Origin of the sequence: Sphingopyxis sp. Root1497 (assembly GCF_001427085.1) — a bacterium.
Lineage (GTDB): Bacteria > Pseudomonadota > Alphaproteobacteria > Sphingomonadales > Sphingomonadaceae > Sphingopyxis.
Map to the genome: position 1 here is coordinate 434,792 of NZ_LMGF01000003.1, position 17,793 is coordinate 452,584.

The 17,793-nt window shown below is 66.4% G+C and carries 15 protein-coding genes; 7 read left to right on the forward strand and 8 right to left on the reverse strand.

Going from position 1 to position 17,793, the window contains the following annotated elements; genetic code table 11:
- Positions 1-57 precede the first annotated feature (57 nt).
- Positions 58-798, reverse strand: a complete 741-nt coding sequence (locus ASD67_RS05595) for a helix-turn-helix domain-containing protein (protein ID WP_056344538.1) — start codon at positions 796-798, stop codon at positions 58-60.
- 192 nt (positions 799-990) lie between these two features.
- On the opposite strand from ASD67_RS05595, the gene ASD67_RS05600 reads away from it, so the two are divergent.
- Together ASD67_RS05600 and ASD67_RS22580 are read left to right on the forward strand one after the other, a co-directional pair.
- Positions 991-1,221, forward strand: coding sequence for a ribbon-helix-helix domain-containing protein (locus ASD67_RS05600; protein WP_056344541.1), 231 nt, complete (start codon positions 991-993; stop codon positions 1,219-1,221).
- A 19-nt stretch (positions 1,222-1,240) separates the two neighbouring features.
- Complete coding sequence (locus ASD67_RS22580) at positions 1,241-1,666, forward strand: DUF6386 family protein (RefSeq protein ID WP_235535579.1); 426 nt, start codon at positions 1,241-1,243, stop codon at positions 1,664-1,666.
- Between the two features lie 11 nt (positions 1,667-1,677).
- Here ASD67_RS22580 and ASD67_RS05605 read toward each other — a convergent pair whose 3' ends face one another.
- The 3 genes from ASD67_RS05605 to ASD67_RS05615 all read right to left on the reverse strand — a co-directional run bounded on the left by ASD67_RS05605 (position 1,678) and on the right by ASD67_RS05615 (position 9,022).
- Positions 1,678-2,541 carry an ATP-grasp domain-containing protein gene (locus ASD67_RS05605; protein ID WP_056344544.1) on the reverse strand — a complete coding sequence of 288 codons (864 nt, stop codon included), beginning with the start codon at positions 2,539-2,541 and terminating at the stop codon, positions 1,678-1,680.
- A gap of 126 nt (positions 2,542-2,667) precedes the next feature.
- Positions 2,668-7,386: an NAD-glutamate dehydrogenase gene (locus tag ASD67_RS05610; protein ID WP_082544865.1), complete on the reverse strand. Its 4,719-nt coding sequence runs from the start codon at positions 7,384-7,386 to the stop codon at positions 2,668-2,670.
- 307 nt (positions 7,387-7,693) lie between these two features.
- Positions 7,694-9,022 carry a PAS domain-containing protein gene (locus ASD67_RS05615; protein ID WP_056344555.1) on the reverse strand — a complete coding sequence of 443 codons (1,329 nt, stop codon included), beginning with the start codon at positions 9,020-9,022 and terminating at the stop codon, positions 7,694-7,696.
- Between the two features lie 171 nt (positions 9,023-9,193).
- Between ASD67_RS05615 and ASD67_RS05620 the strand changes: the two genes are divergently transcribed.
- The gene (locus ASD67_RS05620; protein WP_156377584.1) at positions 9,194-9,469 is read left to right on the forward strand and encodes a hypothetical protein; all 276 of its coding nucleotides are present in this window, start codon (positions 9,194-9,196) and stop codon (positions 9,467-9,469) included.
- Positions 9,470-9,567: 98 nt separating this feature from the next.
- The gene (locus tag ASD67_RS05625) at positions 9,568-9,780 is read left to right on the forward strand and encodes a hypothetical protein (protein WP_056344561.1); all 213 of its coding nucleotides are present in this window, start codon (positions 9,568-9,570) and stop codon (positions 9,778-9,780) included.
- A gap of 81 nt (positions 9,781-9,861) precedes the next feature.
- On the opposite strand, the gene ASD67_RS05630 is transcribed toward ASD67_RS05625, so the two are convergent.
- The 3 genes from ASD67_RS05630 to ASD67_RS05640 form a co-directional block, all read right to left on the reverse strand.
- Positions 9,862-10,560 carry a glutamine amidotransferase gene (locus ASD67_RS05630; RefSeq protein WP_056347054.1) on the reverse strand — a complete coding sequence of 233 codons (699 nt, stop codon included), beginning with the start codon at positions 10,558-10,560 and terminating at the stop codon, positions 9,862-9,864.
- A gap of 276 nt (positions 10,561-10,836) precedes the next feature.
- Positions 10,837-11,334 carry a hypothetical protein gene (locus ASD67_RS05635; protein WP_056344563.1) on the reverse strand — a complete coding sequence of 166 codons (498 nt, stop codon included), beginning with the start codon at positions 11,332-11,334 and terminating at the stop codon, positions 10,837-10,839.
- Between the two features lie 56 nt (positions 11,335-11,390).
- A complete protein-coding gene (locus tag ASD67_RS05640) occupies positions 11,391-12,218 on the reverse strand; it encodes an alpha/beta fold hydrolase (protein ID WP_056344566.1) in 828 nt (275 codons plus the stop codon).
- 174 nt (positions 12,219-12,392) lie between these two features.
- Between ASD67_RS05640 and ASD67_RS05645 the strand changes: the two genes are divergently transcribed.
- On the forward strand, positions 12,393-13,364 hold the full coding sequence (locus ASD67_RS05645) for a GlxA family transcriptional regulator (RefSeq protein WP_235535580.1): 972 nt from the start codon (positions 12,393-12,395) through the stop codon (positions 13,362-13,364).
- Here ASD67_RS05645 and ASD67_RS05650 read toward each other — a convergent pair.
- Positions 13,361-15,832 (reverse strand): TonB-dependent receptor, encoded by a 2,472-nt coding sequence (locus ASD67_RS05650; RefSeq protein ID WP_056344571.1) that lies wholly within the window; start codon positions 15,830-15,832, stop codon positions 13,361-13,363. The two genes, ASD67_RS05645 and ASD67_RS05650, sit on opposite strands and share 4 nt — an antisense overlap.
- 118 nt (positions 15,833-15,950) lie before the next feature.
- On the opposite strand from ASD67_RS05650, the gene ASD67_RS05655 reads away from it, so the two are divergent.
- A complete protein-coding gene (locus ASD67_RS05655) occupies positions 15,951-16,598 on the forward strand; it encodes a TetR family transcriptional regulator (protein WP_162248541.1) in 648 nt (215 codons plus the stop codon).
- Positions 16,599-16,629: 31 nt separating this feature from the next.
- On the forward strand, positions 16,630-17,721 hold the full coding sequence (locus ASD67_RS05660) for an acyl-CoA dehydrogenase family protein (protein WP_056344576.1): 1,092 nt from the start codon (positions 16,630-16,632) through the stop codon (positions 17,719-17,721).
- Positions 17,722-17,793 lie beyond the last annotated feature (72 nt).

Here is a 17,793-nt window from a genome sequence, read left to right on the forward strand (position 1 = left end):
CGCTCGACACAAACGGGAAGAGAGGGCGGTTCCGAAGACCGGCCCCATCCCCGTCCCCTACTCCACCGTCACCCCGACAACCCGCCAGGCCCCGCCCTCGCGCACCAGCGACAGCGTCTCCATCGCCCCCGCCTTGTTCGCATAATCGGTGCGGAACTTGACCATCTGATAGCCATAGGGCGGCGCCGGCACCTCCTGCTCGCTCACCAGCACCCGTGATTTCACCGCTCCCAGCGGCCCCTGCACCTGGCTCGCCACCCGACTCCACGTCTCCACCGTATTCAGTGTCTTGAACGCCTGCCCGGTCGCCTCCCAGCTGCCGTTCCAGTCGCCCTTCTCGACCAGCGCGAGCCAGTCGCGCGCCGCGCCGACCGCGGCGCTTTCGGCGGGGGCGGTGGACGGCGCCGCGACGGGCGCACCGGCGGTTCCGGTCATCGATGTGAAAGCGAGCAAGGCGAGGGTGAGCGACATAAGACCTCCGATGATCCAGCCGAGCGGCCGCACCATGCGGGGCGTCTCGGCTGATGTCGGGGTCTCCTCGACGCTGGCGCCCGTAGCATCCCCCAAAGCCTTGTCCCCCAATGTTTCGGGGGTCCGCGCTTCGACCTCGCGCAACTGCCGCGCCGCCTCGCGGCTGCTCGACACCGCCATCTTGCGCCGCGCGTCGCGCAGCCGTTCGTTGATCGTGTGGACCGAAAGCCCGAGGTGGCTTGCCATCGATTTCGCGTCATAGCCGCTGACCAGCAGCCGCAGCGTCTCCTTTTCCTTTTCGGTGAGGGTCTGAATAGCTGCGGTCATCGGCTCGCCTGCATCCCTTTCATCGTCGCGCCCGCGAAGGCGGGGGCCGCTATCGGTGTTACACTATGCAGCCACCGGCCCCCGCCTTCGCGGGGGCGACGAGTTTGTAATCAGATGTTAGGCCCCGCCCGAATCGCGGTCACCCCCAAATAAATCGTACCCCCCGCCGCGAGCAGGCGATAAACCCGGGCCATGGCGGCCCCCTATCACCCCCCGGTCAAACGCTCGGTGACGATCGCCGGCCACCCGACCTCGATCAGCCTCGAACCCGTTTTCTGGGACGCGCTCGAAGCCGAAGCCGCGCGCCAGGCGCTTCCAATCAACGCGCTGGTCGCGCGCATCGACGTCGAGCGGATGGAGGCCGACGATCCGCCGAATTTGACGTCGGCGATCCGGCAGTGGTTGTGGCGGGGACAGGCATGAGGAATGAGGAGACATCTCGTTGATTGAGGTCACCACAGATACAGCCACTATTTGCATTTATGATGTTGCGTGCCTTCGCCATCGAAAAGACGACGTCGGCGACTGGTGGTCCATACCCGCCAACGAGCTGCACGAAATCCGGCTCGGAAATGCCCTGTTTCTCAACTTGGGAAGCGACGGACATTATTCTGTCGAGATAGCCAACCAGCCTGTCGTGGGCGTTCCCTACAATCTGAAAGTCGTCTCCGGCCAAATGTTCATCGGACCCGGCGAAGAAACGACCGGCGGAGGATTTGAACCAGATGGTTCTTGGGGTGGAACATTCATCGAAATGGCTACTGGGAGCTATCAGTGCACGATCAGGCGATCTGACAATCATATCACGTTGCGCTTTGACCCGACCAGTGTCGCCCAAAACGACATCGACGATCTAATTCGAATCTAGATTGTGGCGTCCTAACGCGTCAAAGCCTCCGCCACCGCGCGCCCGAACGCGGCGCCCTTGTCCTCCGCAAAATGCAAAAACAGTGACGGCTCGATCAGTTCCAGCTCCATGATGTGCAGCCCCCCCGCCGCATCGCCGACCATGTCGACCCGCGCATAGACCGGCGGCGCGGGCGCCGCCGCCAGCGCCGCAGCAGCCAGTGCCTGCGCCGCATCGCTTGCTTCCCACGCAGTCTCGCGCCCGCCGAACTGTTCCTGCACGCGAAAGTCGCCCGCTGCCGGGCGCTTGACGATCGCGTGGCTGAATTGGCCGTCGAAGAAGAAGAGCGAAAACTCGCCGTCGCTCAGTATTCCCGGCATCAACGGCTGCACCAGCCGCCTTTGCCCCAGCGCATCGGCGGGAACCCCCGCGCCGCTCGCGACCCGGTGCGTCCCGTCGGCGCCACCCGAGATCGCGGGTTTCACCACCACCTCACCGGCACCAAGCCGCGCCCGCGCCTCGGCCAGCCCGGCCTCATCGAGCGCCGCGACCTCGACGGTCGGCACCACCGCGACGCCCTTGGCGGCGAGTTCGGACAGATACGCCTTGTCGCTGTTCCAGCGCAGCACCGCGACCGGATTGACCATCGGCAGGCCCTCGGCCTCCAGCCGGTCGAGCAGCTTATACCAGCCCGCCACATCGCGCTGATAGCCCCAGGCGAAGAGCGGCAGGATCAGGTCGAAGCCCGACAAATCGCCCGGATCGCCCCACACCCGCTGCTCGACCGCGAGTCCCGCGCCCGCCAGCGCCGCCGCCTTGCGCGCGAAGGCGGGCTGCCATTTCTCATAATAGTCGGGCGCAGGCACGAGGATCGCGACGCGGGGTTGGTAGGGCATGAACTACTTTACCTTGTCAAAACCCGTCATTGCGAGGAGCGAAGCGACGCGGCAATCCAGAGTAGGTGTAAACCGCTCTGGATTGCTTCGCTCCGCTCGCAATGACGAGGTGATGGGACGCGACCTCTACCGCCCCAAGAGCCCGCGCGCCTGCCCCGCAATATGCGACAGCATCGCGCCATTGGGGTTCGGGATCGTCCGCGCGCGGTCGACCGTAGCACGGAACTGCGCGACGCGCGGCGCCTGCTCGGCCAGCCAGCCGGTGACCGCGGCATCGAGATCACCCGCGGGCAGTCCCGCGAGGAAGCTCAGCCGCATCTGCTGGAAATCGCGCGCGAGGCTGTTGACCAGCAACCGCTCCCACGGATCGGCGGGGCTCATATGCGCCGCCAGCGTCTGCGCCCAGTCGAGCCCCAGCGCTTCGCCCAAATGGGTGAAGGCATGGGTCACCGCGACCTCGTCGTCGCCGCGCCGCGCGGCGAGGTCGACGATGCCGATCGCGCCGTCGGTCTTGAACAATCGCACCACCGACGAGGCCAGCGCCTCGGGCGCCCCAGCGTCGAGCAATTGCTGGCTCAGCATGTCCCACTGGCGCCGGACCGACGGGCTGAGCAGCCCGTCGACGCGCGCCATCAGGCGGTCGACCCCGGGTTCGAGCCGCGCGACCGTCGGCCCCGGCTGCGCGTTGTTCGCCGACACGCGGAGCAGATCGGCCATTTGCGACGCCATCGCCGAGGCGGCCTGGGTGAACAGCGACAGGCGGATCGCCTCGTCGATCTTCGCGCTGTCGAGCGAAGCCCACAGGTCGTGCATGTCGAGCAGGCGCTCGACCGCGACGAAGGCGGCGGCGACATCGCCGAGCGAGCAGCCTTCCTCCTCGACCAGTTCGAACGGATGGACGACGCCCATGCGGTTGATGATGCGGTTCGCCAGCTTGGTCGCGATGATCTCGCGGCGCAGCTGGTGATCGGCGATCGCACTGGCGAAATCGCGCTGCATTTCCTCGGGGAACGCCGCCGCCAAATCGCTGCCGAGCGCCGGATCGTCGGGCAGGTCGCTGTTCTCGATCGCGTCCTGCAGCGCCAGCTTCGACGTCGACAGCAGCACCGCGAGTTCGGGCCGCGTCAGCCCGCGCCCTTCGGCGGCGCGGCGCAGCAGCTCGTCGTTCGCCGCCAGCCCCTCGACCTTGCGGTCGAGCCGGCCCGATGCCTCGAACGTCTCCATGATCCGCACCAGCGACGGCACCGCCGCCGATCCGCCCTTTTCGGCGATCGACAGCGCCAGCGCCTGCAAGCGGTTGTCCTCGAGCACCAGCGCCGAGACATTGTCGGTCATCCGCACCAGCAACGCGTCGCGGTCGTCCTGCGCCAGCCGCCCTTCGGCCATCTCGCGGTTCAGCGCGATCTTGATATTGACCTCGTTATCCGAGCAGTCGACGCCCGCGCTGTTGTCGATGAAGTCGGTGTTGATGCGCCCGCCACGACCCGAAAAGGCGATGCGCGCCGCCTGGGTGACGCCCAGGTTCGCACCCTCGCCGACCGCCTTGACGCGCAAATCCTCGCCATCGACGCGCAGCGCGTCGTTGGCGGGGTCGCCGACCTCGGCATTGTTCTGCGCCGCCGCCTTCACATAGGTGCCGATGCCGCCGAACCAGAGCAGGTCGGCCGGCGCCTTCAGGATCGCCGAGATCAAAGCGCCCGGCTCGATTTCCGACTGCGACAGACCGAGCACCGCCTGCACTTCGGGAGTCAGCGGAATGCTCTTCTGGCTGCGCGGGAAGATGCCGCCGCCCTTCGAGATCAGCTTCGCGTCATAATCGGCCCAGCTCGACCGGGGGAGCTGGAACATCCGCGCGCGTTCCTTCCAGCTCTTCGCCGGATCGGGATCGGGATCGAGGAAGATATGGCGGTGGTCGAACGCCGCGACGAGTTGGATCGCCTTCGACAGCAGCATGCCGTTGCCGAACACGTCGCCCGACATGTCGCCGCAGCCGACGACTCTGATGCTGTCGGTCTGCACGTCGACGCCCATTTCGGCGAAGTGGCGCTGGACCGAAACCCACGCGCCCTTGGCGGTGATCCCCATCGCCTTGTGGTCATAGCCCTTCGACCCGCCGCTCGCGAACGCATCGCCGAGCCAGAAGTCGCGCTCCATCGCCAGCCCGTTGGCGACGTCGGAGAAGGTCGCGGTGCCCTTGTCGGCGGCCACCACGAAATAGGGGTCCTCGCCGTCGTGGATGACGACGCCGTCCGGGTGGATCACCTTGCCCGCCACCAGATTGTCGGTGATCGACAGCAGCGAGCGGATGAAGATGCGGTAGCATTCGGTCCCCTCGGCGAACCAGGCATCGCGGTCGAGCGCCGCGTCGGGCAGCGCCTTGGGATAGAAGCCGCCCTTCGCGCCGGTCGGCACGATCACGGCGTTCTTGACGCGCTGCGCCTTCATCAGCCCGAGGATTTCGGTGCGGAAGTCGTCGCGGCGGTCGGACCAGCGCAGCCCGCCGCGCGCCACCGGGCCGGCGCGCAGATGGGTGCCCTCGACGCGCGGGCTATACACCCACACCTCGCGCCAGGGCAGCGGCTTGGGCAGCCCGGGGACGAGGCTCGAATCGATCTTGAACGCCAGCGCCTCGGCCGCTGCGGGCGCAAAGGCGTTGGTGCGCAGCGTCGCGCCGATCACCGCATGGAACAGGCGCAGGATGCGGTCGTCGTCGATCGACTTGATCGCGGCGAAGCCGGCCTGGATTTCCTTGTCGAGATAGTCGGCGCGCGCATCGTCGCGCTTCGCCGGATCGTGGAGCGCGCAGAAGCGCTCGACCAGCGCCCCGGTCAGGTCGGGGGCGTGGCGCAGCGCCGCGACCACCGTGTCCATGCCGTAGCTCGACCCGCCCTGGCGCATGTAGCGGAACCAGGCGCGCAGCCATATGATCGCCTGCGGATCGGTCTGCGTCACCAGCACCAGCTCGTTGAACGCGTCATTTTCCGCATTACCGTCCAGCACCGCCGCGATCGCCTTTTCGATCACCTCGGTATGCGCAATCAGCGCCAGCTCGTCGACCGACGCCGGCAGCTTCAGCGTGAAATCATGGATCACGACGGGGATCTCGTCGTCGCGTTCGGTGCCGGGAATGCGGCTCGCGCCCAGCGTCGTCGGAATCTCCTCGAGCACCTCGAAGCCGAAATGTTCGAGCGCCGGCACGACATCGGACAGCGCCAGCGGACCGACCGCGCTATAGACTTTCAGCCGCAGCTTGTCGTCGCCGTCGAGGCTCTTGCGCGCCAGCCGCACGCTGCGCGGATTCTCGGCATCGAGGTCGCGCAGCCGCAGGATGTCGCGCGACGCTTCCTCGGGATCATAGAGGTTGCGGTAATTGGGCGGGAAGAGCGGCGCGAAGCGCGACGCCAGCGCCGCGGCGCGGCCGGGATCGCCGCGCTTGGCGAGCGCCGCCTCGACCTCGGGCTGCCAGCCGCGCACCATCTGTTCGAGCTGGGCGTTGAGCGCCTCGGCATCGGGCACCACCCCGCCGCTGCGCAGGTCGAGCGTGAAGCGCAGCAGCGCCGCGCCGCCATCCTCGAGCACCATCGTCCAGCCGATGACGCCGGCCTTGGCCTCGCGCACCAGCAGCGATTCGACCGCCAGCCGGCGCCCGGTCGACACCTCGTCGCGCGGCAGCCAGACAAAGACGAACAGATGCCGCCCCAGCGCGCTGCGCACCATCACCAGCTTCGGCCGCGGCCGGTCGGTGATCGACATCGAGGTCAGGACCAGGTCTTCGAGCGACTGGGCGTCGAACGCGATCAGCAAATCGTGCGGCAGCGCGGTCAGCGCATGCGCCAGCGCCTTGCCGGCGTGGCCGGTCGGGTCGAAACCGAATTTCGCCATCAGCGCGTCGAGCTGCGCGCGCAGCACCGGCACCTTGTCGGGCCGCGCCGACAGCGCCGCGCTCGTCCACAGCCCGGCGTGGATCGACAATTTTTCGACCGTCTTGCCCTTCATCTCGGGCACGATCACCAGGTCGAGCAGCACGCGGCGGTGGACCGCCGACAGGCGGTTCGACTTGATCAGCAGCGGCGACGCGCCGCCGGCATCGAACCAGGCGAAGGCGGCTTCGAGCGCGGTCGGCGACAGCAGCTGGCTGGTGCCGCTCGCGCTGACCCCCAGCGGCTGTTCGACCGCGCCGTCGCGGGTGCGCCATTCATGGCCGAGCTGGGTCATCGCCCCGCCCTCGAACCAGCGCAGCAGTTCGGCGGCCTCGCCGTCGGCGCGCATCGCGGCGTCGGCGAGCATCGCGGCGCGCATCGCCTTCCAGTCGGCGACCGCGGCGCGGACATCGGCCAGCGCGGCTTCGAGGCCGTCGAGCAGGCGGCGGCGGGCGCGAGCGTCGCCGCGCTCCAATTCCATATAGATCACCGATTCGCGGTTCGCGCAGCCCGGGGTCGCGCTATCGGCACCGGTCAGCCCGCCCTTGGCGTCGCGCGTCGCAGCGACGACGGGGTGCAGGATGCGGTGGATCACCAGCCCCTGCGCGCCGACGATCTGCGACACCGAATCGACCAGGAAGGGCATGTCGTCGTTGACCACCGCGAGCCGCATCCGCCGGTCGGTGCCGTCGGCGACCATCGGTTCGAGCAGCAGCGACGGGACACCCGGCGCGCGGTCGAGCGAGGCGCGCGCGGCGAATTCGCCCGCCGCCTTCAGCGCCGCGGAGTCGAGGTCGTCGCCCTCGCCGGGCAGCGCGCTGCCGTGCAGCGCGGCCTGATAGGCCTTGGCGATCTTCGCAGGAACAGGAGCGGCCGCCGCGGCCTCATGCTCGGCTTCGGCGGTTTCGGCAATATTCTGGGGCATAGGTTACAGCATCCCGACTGAGGCGGGCCTGTGCCGGGGGGTGGCTGGCCCGTTCGCTGCGTCCCCATATGCGCCCGAGTGACGCGCGGCTCAACCCCCCGCGACGGCTCCACGCAAATATATTTCAATTTTCGGATTGTCTGTTGCGCGGACCAAAAGATCCTCCCTGTGCCCGAAGGGCATGGGGAGCGGAACCGTTCGCGAAGCGAATGGTGGAGGGGCCAGCGACCTCGGCGTCATCGCCCCTCCGTCAGCCCTGCGGGCTGCCACCTCCCCATGCCCTTCGGACACAGGGAGGAATTTGGAGTCACGGCGTAATCACCACCGCCTTGCGCGCCAGCTTCGCCAGCACCGCCTCGTCGTCGGCCGCCTTGGCGACGATCCCGATGTGCCCGCCCGGCATCGCGCGCGCGATCAGCACGACGAATTCGGCGTCGCCGGCATCATGTTCCAGGATTACTGCCGGATGCGCGCTGCGCAGCGTGTCGAGCGCGACGTCGGGCTTCGCTTCGGCAACCCCCGCCGGCTTGCGCTTCGCACGCTCGTCCCTGACCAGCCCTTTCAGCCCGCCCGGATAGTGGTCGAGGTAGCCGGCGAGTTCGCCGCGCCCGACACCCTCTTCACGCGCATGGCCCAGCACGCACGCATATTCTGCGATCCGCGTCTTGTCGTAAGTCGCCCCGAACACCAGCTTGACCAGCGGCGTCATCGGCGCGCGGTCCTGCGCCTTCAGCCCGGCATCATCGAGCAGTTCGGCGAACTCTTGCGGCTCCGCCTCGGCGGCGAGCGCGAAATCCCACGCCTGTCCGACCGCCTGGTACAGCGCGCTGCGGCTGCGGCTGTCGGCGGCGAGCGCCTTTTCGGCGGTCGCGCGCGCCAGCGCCAGCCAGTCGGCGAGCCCCGCGTCGTCATCCAGTGCATCCGCGACCACGGCAGGCTCCTCGACCGCCGGCAACGGCAGCGCCGCCTCGGCCTCGCGGAGCGCGCCGAAACCCGGCGCGGGCTCGTCGTCGATATGTTCGCTGTCGGGGCCGTCGGCCCACACCGGCACCGGGGCGGTCAGCGGCGGCGCGCTGCGCAGCGCCTGTTCGACCGACAGCTGCAATTCCTCTTCCTGGTCGGCGGGGGCCGCCTCTTTCCAGTTGATCACGCCCATGATGAAATCGATCGTGTCGTCGTCGGACGAAAAGGGCAGCAATATGCCGCGGTACATGATCGTCGTGCCGCGATCGTTGACGAATTCGGCCTCGAAGCCGATCGGCGCGCGGTTGGCGATGATCTGCAGATAATGGTCGGTCAGCCGCGACAGCAAGGAGCGGCCGGGGACTTCCTTGATATACTGGACATCCTCGTCGATCTGCGACTCGGCGCGCAGCTTGTCGCCGAGGAACGACAGGCCGGGATTGTCGACCCCAGCGGTAAAGTCGAGCAGCACCGCATAGGGACCGAAATCGTCAATATTGTCGAGATCGAGGTCCTCGACCGACGGATAAGCGCGGTCGGCGAGCAGCGACGCCCAATAATTATAGGCGCGCACCTGCATCCGCCGTTCGTCGACCCCGACGGAGGGTGGCGAATCGATCGCCCCGTCATCCTGGCCGTGGCTGCCCGAAAGCAGTCCGCGCATGCTGTCCATCATTCATCCCCACTGCCAAATATAGGTAAAGGTGATGCACCAGGACTGGTAAAGGCGGCGTAAACGATGGTCGGGGAGGATGGATAAGAGATCCGGGCAACGGTGCGGGAGCCGCCGCTGATTGCGCAATTTCGGAACGACGCTAAGCTCAACGCCGACAGGGGAGCGTCCATGACCGACATAGTCACCAGTGGCACACAGTTCATCCTGTGGCTCTGCCTCTATCTCGCCAGTCGCTACAACTGGAACCGCAAAGCGCGGATCCTTGCGTTTGTTCCACTCATGACCCTTGTCATCTGGCAGTTGTTTTCGCCAATCCGGATCAATATCGATGCCGCAATCGGCGCCCCGCTCAATCAGGGCCTCAGACTGGCCAGCGTGGCACTGATCATTCTGTATCTTTTCACCTCCTACCGCCGTTCGTCGCGTGAGGATGCTCGCCAGTAATTGGGTCGTCCGAGTTCACCTGCAAGCGGAATGGCGGATATCGACCAATTGCTGTCATTCATAAATCAGACTAACATCCTTGTTAGAAAGTGGGTTCCATGGCGGAATTGCGGAAAATCAGATGGTTGTTGAAGAGCGCGATAGCGCTTCATCTGGCGGCGCTCGGCTACTACATCTGGACTGACGATTTGGGGTGGCACACATGGGCGATCTTGATCAGCGGGAACTTGATAGGCTGGGCGTTGCATTCGGTCGATCAGCTTGTTGGCGCCAATGGGATCGACGGCCATTCGGTGCGCATCGCGGGGTGAGGACCTCCTCCGGGCGCTACTAGCGCCGATTGCTAGCCTCGTGCTGCTCGACCTTCTTCACTGAGCGTCCGCTTGCCACCCCTACCCCGCTAGCTCCCCCAGCCACTGCGCCACCATCCGCCGCCCCGCCGCCACCGCCCCCGGCCCGCAGCGCGCATGCTCGGTCCGCATCGACTCCGCCGAACTGCCGACCTCGGCCAGCGCCTCGGGCCATTGCTCGACCCAATGCTCGAAGCGCGGGTCGAGCCCCATTTCGGCGTGGAACTGCAGCGCCAATATGTTCGGTCCGCGCCGGAACGCCTGGTGCGGATAGGCCGCGCTCGATGCCAGCAATTCGACACCCTCGGGCAGGTCGAAGGTGTCGCCGTGCCAGTGCAGCACCGGCACCTCGGCGAGCTGGCCGAGCGGGGATGCCGCGTCGAGAATGGTCAGCGCATCGAAGCCCACCTCCTTCGCCGGCCCCGGATAGACCGGCGCACCCATCGCCGCCGCGATCATCTGCGCCCCGAAACAGACCCCCAGCGTCGGCCGCCCCGCCTCCAGCCGCCGCGCGAGCCGCCGCAGCTGGCACGCGATCCATGGATGCTCGGCCTGCTCATAGACCCCCATCGGCCCGCCCATCATGATCAGCAGGTCGGGTTCGTTGAGGTCGAGCCGTCCGAAACCCGGATCGCCGACGTCGATCCGGTCGAGCGCATAGCCCGCCGCCTCGATCGGCTCGCGAAACCCCGCGATTCCTTCGTGCGGGACATGGCGGATGATGAGGCCGGTCTTGGTCATGGGCTTGAACTGACTCGACAAATCTGGCGACGAACGGAGCGTTTGCCGCGCCGTTTCGAACGACTCGCATCTAGCCAGAATCGCCGGCCGCTGTCACTCTACCAAAGCAGTAGAGATACTGTCGCGGCCCGTAGCTGAGCTTTGGCTCCCTCGGCTACGGGCCGCCGCTTGGTCGGCCTATCGGCCATCAACAACGTCATTGCGAGCGAAGCGAAGCAATCCAGGGCGGTTACCGCCGCTCTGGATTGCTTCGCTTCGCTCGCAATGACGGACCATTCAGGCGGCGGCTGCGACGACCCGCTTCACCCGCACCGCCTTATACCCCAGCACCAGCACCGCGAGCAGCAGCACCGCCTGCGCGATCAGGAACGGCGGTTCGTTGCCGTTCGGGGCCAGCGCGTTGAGTGCGGGCACTTTCAGGAAGCTCTGCACGACCAGCACGAACAGGTTGAGCCACAGCGCGATCGTCGCGGTCACCGCATAGATGGTCCGCGCGGCCCCCGCGAGCTTGCGGCCGTACCAGGCCCAGAAGCTTGCGACGAGGATCAGCGTCGAGAGGATGCCGACCCCGAGCGCGGGGGTGAAGCTCGCGATCGGGAACAGGAACCCCGTCAGGCTGGTGAGCAACGTCGTCCACAGGAAGACGCCGGTGGTGCGGGGCAAGATGCGTCCGAGCGCGAAAGCGGGGAGCGCGACCAGTCCGGTGAGGATGCCGACGAGGCTGATCGCGACATGGACCAGCGTGAACTGCGATAGGGTGAGACCGAGGATCATGGCACATCTCCTTCGAACAGGCGGGGCGCGGGTCCAATCCCGCGCCCCGCTGCGTATCAGCTGTTGATGAAATCGAGCAGGTCGGCGTTGAACCGGTCCTGGTGGGTGAGCGTCAGGCCATGGTCGGCGCCTTCATAGACCTTGAGCACCGCCTGTTTGACGATCTGGACGGTCGACAGCGCCGCGGCGCCGATCGGCACGATCTGGTCGTCGTCGCCGTGGAGGACGAGGGTCGGCTTGTCGAAGCGCTTCAGATCCTCGTGGAAGTCGCTCTCCGAAAAGGCGCGGATGCTGTCGAGCAGGCCCTTCAGGCCGCCGTTCAGGCCCTGTCGCACGAAATCGTCGCGCACCGCTTCGCTGACCACGGCGCCTTCGCGGTTATAGCCGTAGAAGGGCAAAGTCAGGTCCTTGAAGAATTGCGGGCGGTTGTCGAAGGTGCCCTTGCGGATGCCGTCGAACACGTCGAGCGGCAGCCCGCCCGGATTGGCTTCGGTCTTGAGCATCAGCGGCGGGACCGCGCCGATCAACGCTACCTTGGCGATCCGGTCGGTGCCATGGCGGCCGATATAGCGGGTGACTTCGCCGCCGCCGGTCGAGTGGCCGACGAGGATCACGTCGTGGAGGCCCAGCTGTTCGATCAGCTCGCCGAGGTCGTCGGCATATTGGTCCATGGTATTGTTCTCCCAGACCTGGTCCGAGCGGCCATGGCTGCGGCGGTCGTGGGCGATGGTGCGAAAGCCCTGATTGGCGAAAAACACCATCTGCGCGTCCCAGGCGTCGGCGCTCAGCGGCCAGCCATGCGAAAAGACGATCGGCTGCCCGTCGCGCGGACCCCAGTCTTTGTAGAAGATGTGCGTGCCGTCCTTTGTGGTGATCGTGGTCATGTCGTGGTTCCTTTCACTTGGGTGGGGCGGAACCCTCCGTCCCTGTGCCACCCATCTACGCGCCTTCCCCCTTGCGCGGGATTGGCGGAAACGACATTATGCGGTCCGAATACGACAAACCGGAGTCACGTCATGCGGCACCTTCGCCAACATCCGCAGAATCTCCCCCCAAAATTGCCGGAAGTCGGCCTGATGCTCTACCCCGACTGCCAGATGGGCATGGTCAGCGGCATCACCGACCTCTTCCACGTCGCCGGCCGCTTCGCCGCCGAGCATGACCGCGCGCCCATCCGCGTCAGCCACTGGCGGCTGCAAGATGGCGGCGGCTTCGTCCGCTGTTTCGACAGCCATCCGGGCGAACCCGCCCACAACGCACCGACGATATTGATCGCGCCGGGCAGCCTCCACAAATTGCTCGAGGCCGAAGAGGTCGCCCCCTACGCCCGCTGGCTGCTCGATCGCCACGCGCAGGGCACGACGCTCGCCTCGACCTGCGGCGGCGCCTTCGCGCTCGCCGCGACCGGGCTGCTCGCGGGCCGCCCCGCGACAACGCACTGGTTCTTCGCCGACGAATTCCGCGCCCGCTTCCCCGACGTGCGTCTGGAATCGGATCGGATGGTGATCGACGACGGCGACATCATCACCGCGGGCGGGCTGATGGCGTGGACCGACCTCGGGCTGCGCGTCGTCGAGCGCCTGCTCGGTCCGACGGTGATGATGGAGACCGCGCGCTTCTTCCTGATCGACCCCGGCGGCCGCGAGCAGAAGAATTACGCGAGTTTCGCCCCGCGCCTCACCCATGGCGACGAAGCGATATTGAAAGCGCAGCACTGGCTGCAGGCGAAGGAGGGCCGCATGGCGGGGGTCGCCGAACTCGCCGCCGAGGCGGGGCTGGAGGAACGCACCTTCCAGCGCCGATTCAAGGCCGCGACGGGCATGACCCCGATCGAATATTCGCAGCATCTGCGCGTCGGCAAGGCGCGCGAACTGCTCGAATTCACGCGCCGCACCGTCGACCAGATCGCCTGGGCGGTGGGTTACGAGGACGCCGCGGCGTTCCGCAAACTCTTCCACCGCATCACCGGCCTGTCGCCGAACGACTATCGCCAGCGCTTCTCGACCGAAACGCTGGCGAGCGTCGCCTAGAAATTAAACTTCGCGCTCACCCCATAGGACGGGCTGCGCCCCGGAAAACGCACCGCGGTGTTGGCGTTGGTCGCCGCCGACTGCCAATAATAGGTGTCGGTGATATTCTTGCCCCACAGCGACACCTCCCACTGGCCATCCTGCTCATAGAGCGCGAGGCTGGCGTTCAGGATGCCATAGCCCTTGATCTGGAGCGGCGCGAAATCCTCGATCGTGCTGCCGGTCTTCGACTGGTAGCGCCCGTTGAGGATCGCCCGCACGCCGAGTTTGTCGTTCACCGGCGTGTCATAGGTGATCGTCGCCGCGCCCGAGAATTTCGGGCTGTAGGGGAAGGCGAAGCCGTCGAAATCGAACGGCGCGCCCGCGGCGTTGATCCCGACATAGCCCTGCAATTCGGTCTTGAGCCAGGTGCCCGCGAGCGTCACGTTCAGCGCGTCGGTCGCCTGGATGCTGACGTCGCCGTCGATCCCGTAAGCGCGCGACTTGGGGATATTGTCGAGGCGGAGCAGCGTCGTGTAGATCGGGTCGGCGAAATAGACCGCAAGCTGCTTGTCGCGATAATCATAATAGAAGGCCGCGACATTGAGGTTCACCTTGCGGTCGGCGAGCGCCAGCTTGGTGCCGACTTCATAGGCGGTCAGTTCCTCCTGCTTCGCCGGGCGGTTCTGCGTCGCGATGTTCGCGGCGTTGACCGGGGTCGATCCCGATTTGTAACCGCGGCTGACCGAAGCATAGGCGAGTATGTCGTTCGTCGGCTCCCACGTCAGCGCCCCGCGCCAGGCGACATTGTCTTCCTTGAGGTTCGAGGTGACGAGGCCGAAGGTGCCGGTGTCGACGTCATAGGTGTTGCACTGGTTCGCCGTGATCGGCGCGGTGAAGGCGCCGTAGACCTGGAAAAAGAAGGCGCGGTTGAACAGGTTGACGTTGGGCAGCATCGACCCGTTGAGGTCGCGCGAGCAGCCCTGATATTCCTGCCGGTCCTCGGTGTAGCGCGCGCCGGTGGTCAGTTTCAGCGTGTCCGACAATTCCCAGTCGGCGCTGGCGAACAGGCTGAAGGTCTCGGTGTCGAAATCGGCGACGTCGCGATAGGTGCGGAACGCGGTGGCGACATCGGCGGCGGTAAAACCCTGGCTGTTGAACGGGGTGTTCAAGAGGCCAAGCTGGACGATCAGCGCCCGGATCGCGCCGACATTGGCATTCTGCCCCAGCAAGGTCTGGTTGGTGTCGCTGACGACATCCTTGGCATAATAGCCGCCGACGACCCACTCGGCGGGGCCGGTCGATCCCTGGAAGCGCAATTCCTGCGAAAAGCTCTCGATCTTGCCCTGCGCCCGCTGGATCAGGATCTCATAGGGCGCGCCGCTCCAGTCATAGGTCGCGTCGCGATTGACCTTGTTATAGCCGGTCAGCGAGATGAAGCTGAGATCGCTCGTCAGGTCGAACTGGATGAGGCCGCGCAAGCCCAGGAAATCGCTGTCCTCCTGCAGCGGCCCGTCGATCCCGGTGCCGCGCCCGATATTGGGGCCGCGCTGCGACAGCGGTGCCCAGTCGGCGCTGTTCGAATCCCATTTGGGACCGTTGGCGGCGATATAGGCGGGCAGTCCCGGCGCGTTGAACAGGCTGAACAGCGTGCCGTTGGCGGGATCGGTGTTCGGGGTGAACCCCACCGCCTGCCCCGCCAGCGTGTCCGACTTGTTGATCCAGAAATTGCCGCCGAGCTCGATCTTCATCCCCTCGACCGGCTCGGCGGTCAGCGTCAGCCGGCCGCCATAGCGGTGCACCTCGCCGAGGCTCTCGTCGCGCGAAATGCTGTGCTGCCAGCCGTCCCAGCTGTCCTCGGTGCGAAAGGCGGCGCGGATCGCGATATCCTGCCCCAGCGGGATGTTGAGATGACCTTCGCTGTTGAGCGTCTTTTCGCTGCCGAGATCGACCGCGACCCCGCCCGAGAACTCCCCGACCTTCGGCTTGGCGGTGATGAAATTGACCAGCCCGCCAGTGGTGTTGCGGCCATAGAGCGTGCCCTGCGGACCCTTGAGCACTTCGACACGCTCGAGGTCATAGACCGGCCCGCTGTTCATGAACGGATAGGCGAGCGCGACCTCGTCCTGATAGGTGCCGACGGTCGACGTCGCCGACAGGTTGATCGTGTTGAAGCCGATCCCGCGCAGCGTATAGATCGGAATGCCCTGATAGCCGCGCGACACGTTGAGGCTGGGCACCACCGCCTGCAGATCCTCGGTCGAGGTCACGCGCAGATTTTCGAGCGTATCGCCCGAAAAAGCCTGGATCGCGAGGCCGACGTCGTTGATGCTTTCGGCGCGGCGCTGCGCGGTCACGACGATCGCGCCGTCGTCGGTGGCCTCGGTCTCCGCCGCCGGCGGCGCGTTTTGTGCCAGCACCGGCTGGCTTGCCATCATCGCCGCCCATGCCACTCCGGCCAGACCCATTGCACGCACCGCACCCGCCATCTTCTCTCTCCCTGATGAAGCTTATTATCAGCGATGATAGTTATCAATCGTGATAGATTATGCAACCGGCAATTGCATTTTGCGGACAATGATGGTCTGTCGGCGGCAAGGAGCGATGATGGCCACCCGAAGTGAAAAGGCGGAAAGCCGCACGCGCGGCTCGATCCGCGACGCCCTGCTGGACGCGGCGAGCGCGCTGATGCGCGAACAGGACAAGATCGATATCGGCATCGTCGAGATCGCGGCGCGCGCCGGGGTCAACCACGGCATGATCCGCTATTATTTCGGCGACAAGGAAGGCATGCTCGCGGCGCTGCTCGACCGCGACGTGATCCGCGCGATCCGCCAGCTCGACGCCTTGTTCCGCCTGCCCGTCACCCCGACCGCCCGGATGCGCATCCATCTCGAGGGCATTCTCGATACCTATTACCGCATCCCGTACCTCAACCGCCTGATCCAATATATGGTCCGCGACGCCGAACCCGAGCGGGTGCGGCACATCGGCGACGAACTTCTGTCGAAGATCGCGGGCGCGCAGGCGCGGATGATCGAGGAGGGCATCGCGGCGGGCGAGTTCAATCCCGTCGATCCCAAGCTCTTCTACTTCAACACGATCGGCGCCGCCGACGGCCTCTATTCGAATCGCCTGACGCTGCAGGTCGTGTTCAAGGGCAAGCCGCACGCCGACGATGACCTCCATGCCCGCTATCGCGAACACACGGTCGAGACATTGCTCGCCGGACTCGTCAAAAATTATCAGGCTTGATAATTAGGCGCCGCGCGCGCATAGCCGGGTCATGAATCTCGAACCCGACGACGACCAACGCCTGCTCCGCGACGCACTCACGCGCTTCCTGGCGCAGCAATTGCCGTTCGAAAAGCGCCGCACGATGCGCGATTCGACCGCACAGCTCGCGCTGTGGCGCGCCGCCGACGCGGCGATCGGCATCGGCGCGGCGGCGCTGCCCGACAGCATCGGCGGCTTCGGCGGCGGGCGCGTCGCGGCGATGATCGTCGCCGAGGAACTTGGCGCCGCCCTCGCGATCACCCCCTATATCGACTGTCACATTCTCACCGCCCAATTGCTGCTCGCGCTCGGCGAGAGTGCGCGCGCCGCCGCCATCGCGCGCGGCGAGGCGCTGATCGTCACCGCGATCGAGGAACCCGCGACGCGCGGCGACATCGGCGCGATCGCGGCGCGGGCGACCCCCGCCGACGACGGCTGGACGCTGGCCGGGCGCAAGATCGCGGTCGCCTTCGCGGCCGAGGCCGACCATATCGTCGTGCCCGCCCGGGACGCCGAGGATGATTTGCGCCTGTTCCTCGTGCCGGCCGCATCGCTTGCCGGCCGGCTCCATGCCTATTGGACGATCGACGACATGCCCGCCGCCGACCTCGATCTCGATGGACTGTGGGTCGACAGCGCCGCCGAAATCGGGCGCGGGCAGGATGGCGAAGCTGCGCTGCAGGCCGCCGTCGACGCCGCCATCGCCGCGCTCGCCGCCGAGGCGGCCGGGCTTGCGCGCGTGCTGCTCGACGACACCCTGCTTTACGCCAAGCAGCGCAAGCAGTTCGGCGCGACGCTGTCGAGCTTTCAGGCACTCCAGCACCGCATGGTCGACATGCTGATGCTGCGCGAGGCGATTTCCGCCGCCGCGATGCTCGCCGCGCTTAAGCCCGGCGACGCGCAGGCGACCGCCGCCGCCAAGGCGACGATCGGCGACGCGCTTCGCAAGATCGGGCAGGAAGCGGTCCAACTCCACGGCGCGATGGGCATGACCGAGGAACTGCGCGTCGGCCATTATTTCAAACGCGCCACCGCGATCGAACAGCGGCTGGGCACGAGCGACCTGCATGTTGGGCGCTATTCGGCGGGGATGGCCTCATAATCCTCCCTGTCGCGCAGCGATGGGGAGGTGGCAGCGCGAAGCGCTGACGGAGGGGCGATGACGCGACGTCGC

What these genes read in the sequence shown, in the direction of transcription:
- ASD67_RS05595 (WP_056344538.1), bottom strand. Translation starts at nt 798, where the DNA reads ATGACCGCAGCTATTCAGACCCTCACCGAAAAGGAAAAGGAGACGCTG.
- ASD67_RS05600 (WP_056344541.1), top strand. Translation starts at nt 991, where the DNA reads ATGGCGGCCCCCTATCACCCCCCGGTCAAACGCTCGGTGACGATCGCC.
- ASD67_RS05605 (WP_056344544.1), bottom strand. Translation starts at nt 2,541, where the DNA reads ATGCCCTACCAACCCCGCGTCGCGATCCTCGTGCCTGCGCCCGACTAT.
- ASD67_RS05610 (WP_082544865.1), bottom strand. Translation starts at nt 7,386, where the DNA reads ATGCCCCAGAATATTGCCGAAACCGCCGAAGCCGAGCATGAGGCCGCG.
- ASD67_RS05615 (WP_056344555.1), bottom strand. Translation starts at nt 9,022, where the DNA reads ATGGACAGCATGCGCGGACTGCTTTCGGGCAGCCACGGCCAGGATGAC.
- ASD67_RS05620 (WP_156377584.1), top strand. Translation starts at nt 9,194, where the DNA reads ATGACCGACATAGTCACCAGTGGCACACAGTTCATCCTGTGGCTCTGC.
- ASD67_RS05625 (WP_056344561.1), top strand. Translation starts at nt 9,568, where the DNA reads ATGGCGGAATTGCGGAAAATCAGATGGTTGTTGAAGAGCGCGATAGCG.
- ASD67_RS05630 (WP_056347054.1), bottom strand. Translation starts at nt 10,560, where the DNA reads ATGACCAAGACCGGCCTCATCATCCGCCATGTCCCGCACGAAGGAATC.
- ASD67_RS05635 (WP_056344563.1), bottom strand. Translation starts at nt 11,334, where the DNA reads ATGATCCTCGGTCTCACCCTATCGCAGTTCACGCTGGTCCATGTCGCG.
- ASD67_RS05640 (WP_056344566.1), bottom strand. Translation starts at nt 12,218, where the DNA reads ATGACCACGATCACCACAAAGGACGGCACGCACATCTTCTACAAAGAC.
- ASD67_RS05650 (WP_056344571.1), bottom strand. Translation starts at nt 15,832, where the DNA reads ATGGCGGGTGCGGTGCGTGCAATGGGTCTGGCCGGAGTGGCATGGGCG.
- ASD67_RS05655 (WP_162248541.1), top strand. Translation starts at nt 15,951, where the DNA reads ATGGCCACCCGAAGTGAAAAGGCGGAAAGCCGCACGCGCGGCTCGATC.
- ASD67_RS05660 (WP_056344576.1), top strand. Translation starts at nt 16,630, where the DNA reads ATGAATCTCGAACCCGACGACGACCAACGCCTGCTCCGCGACGCACTC.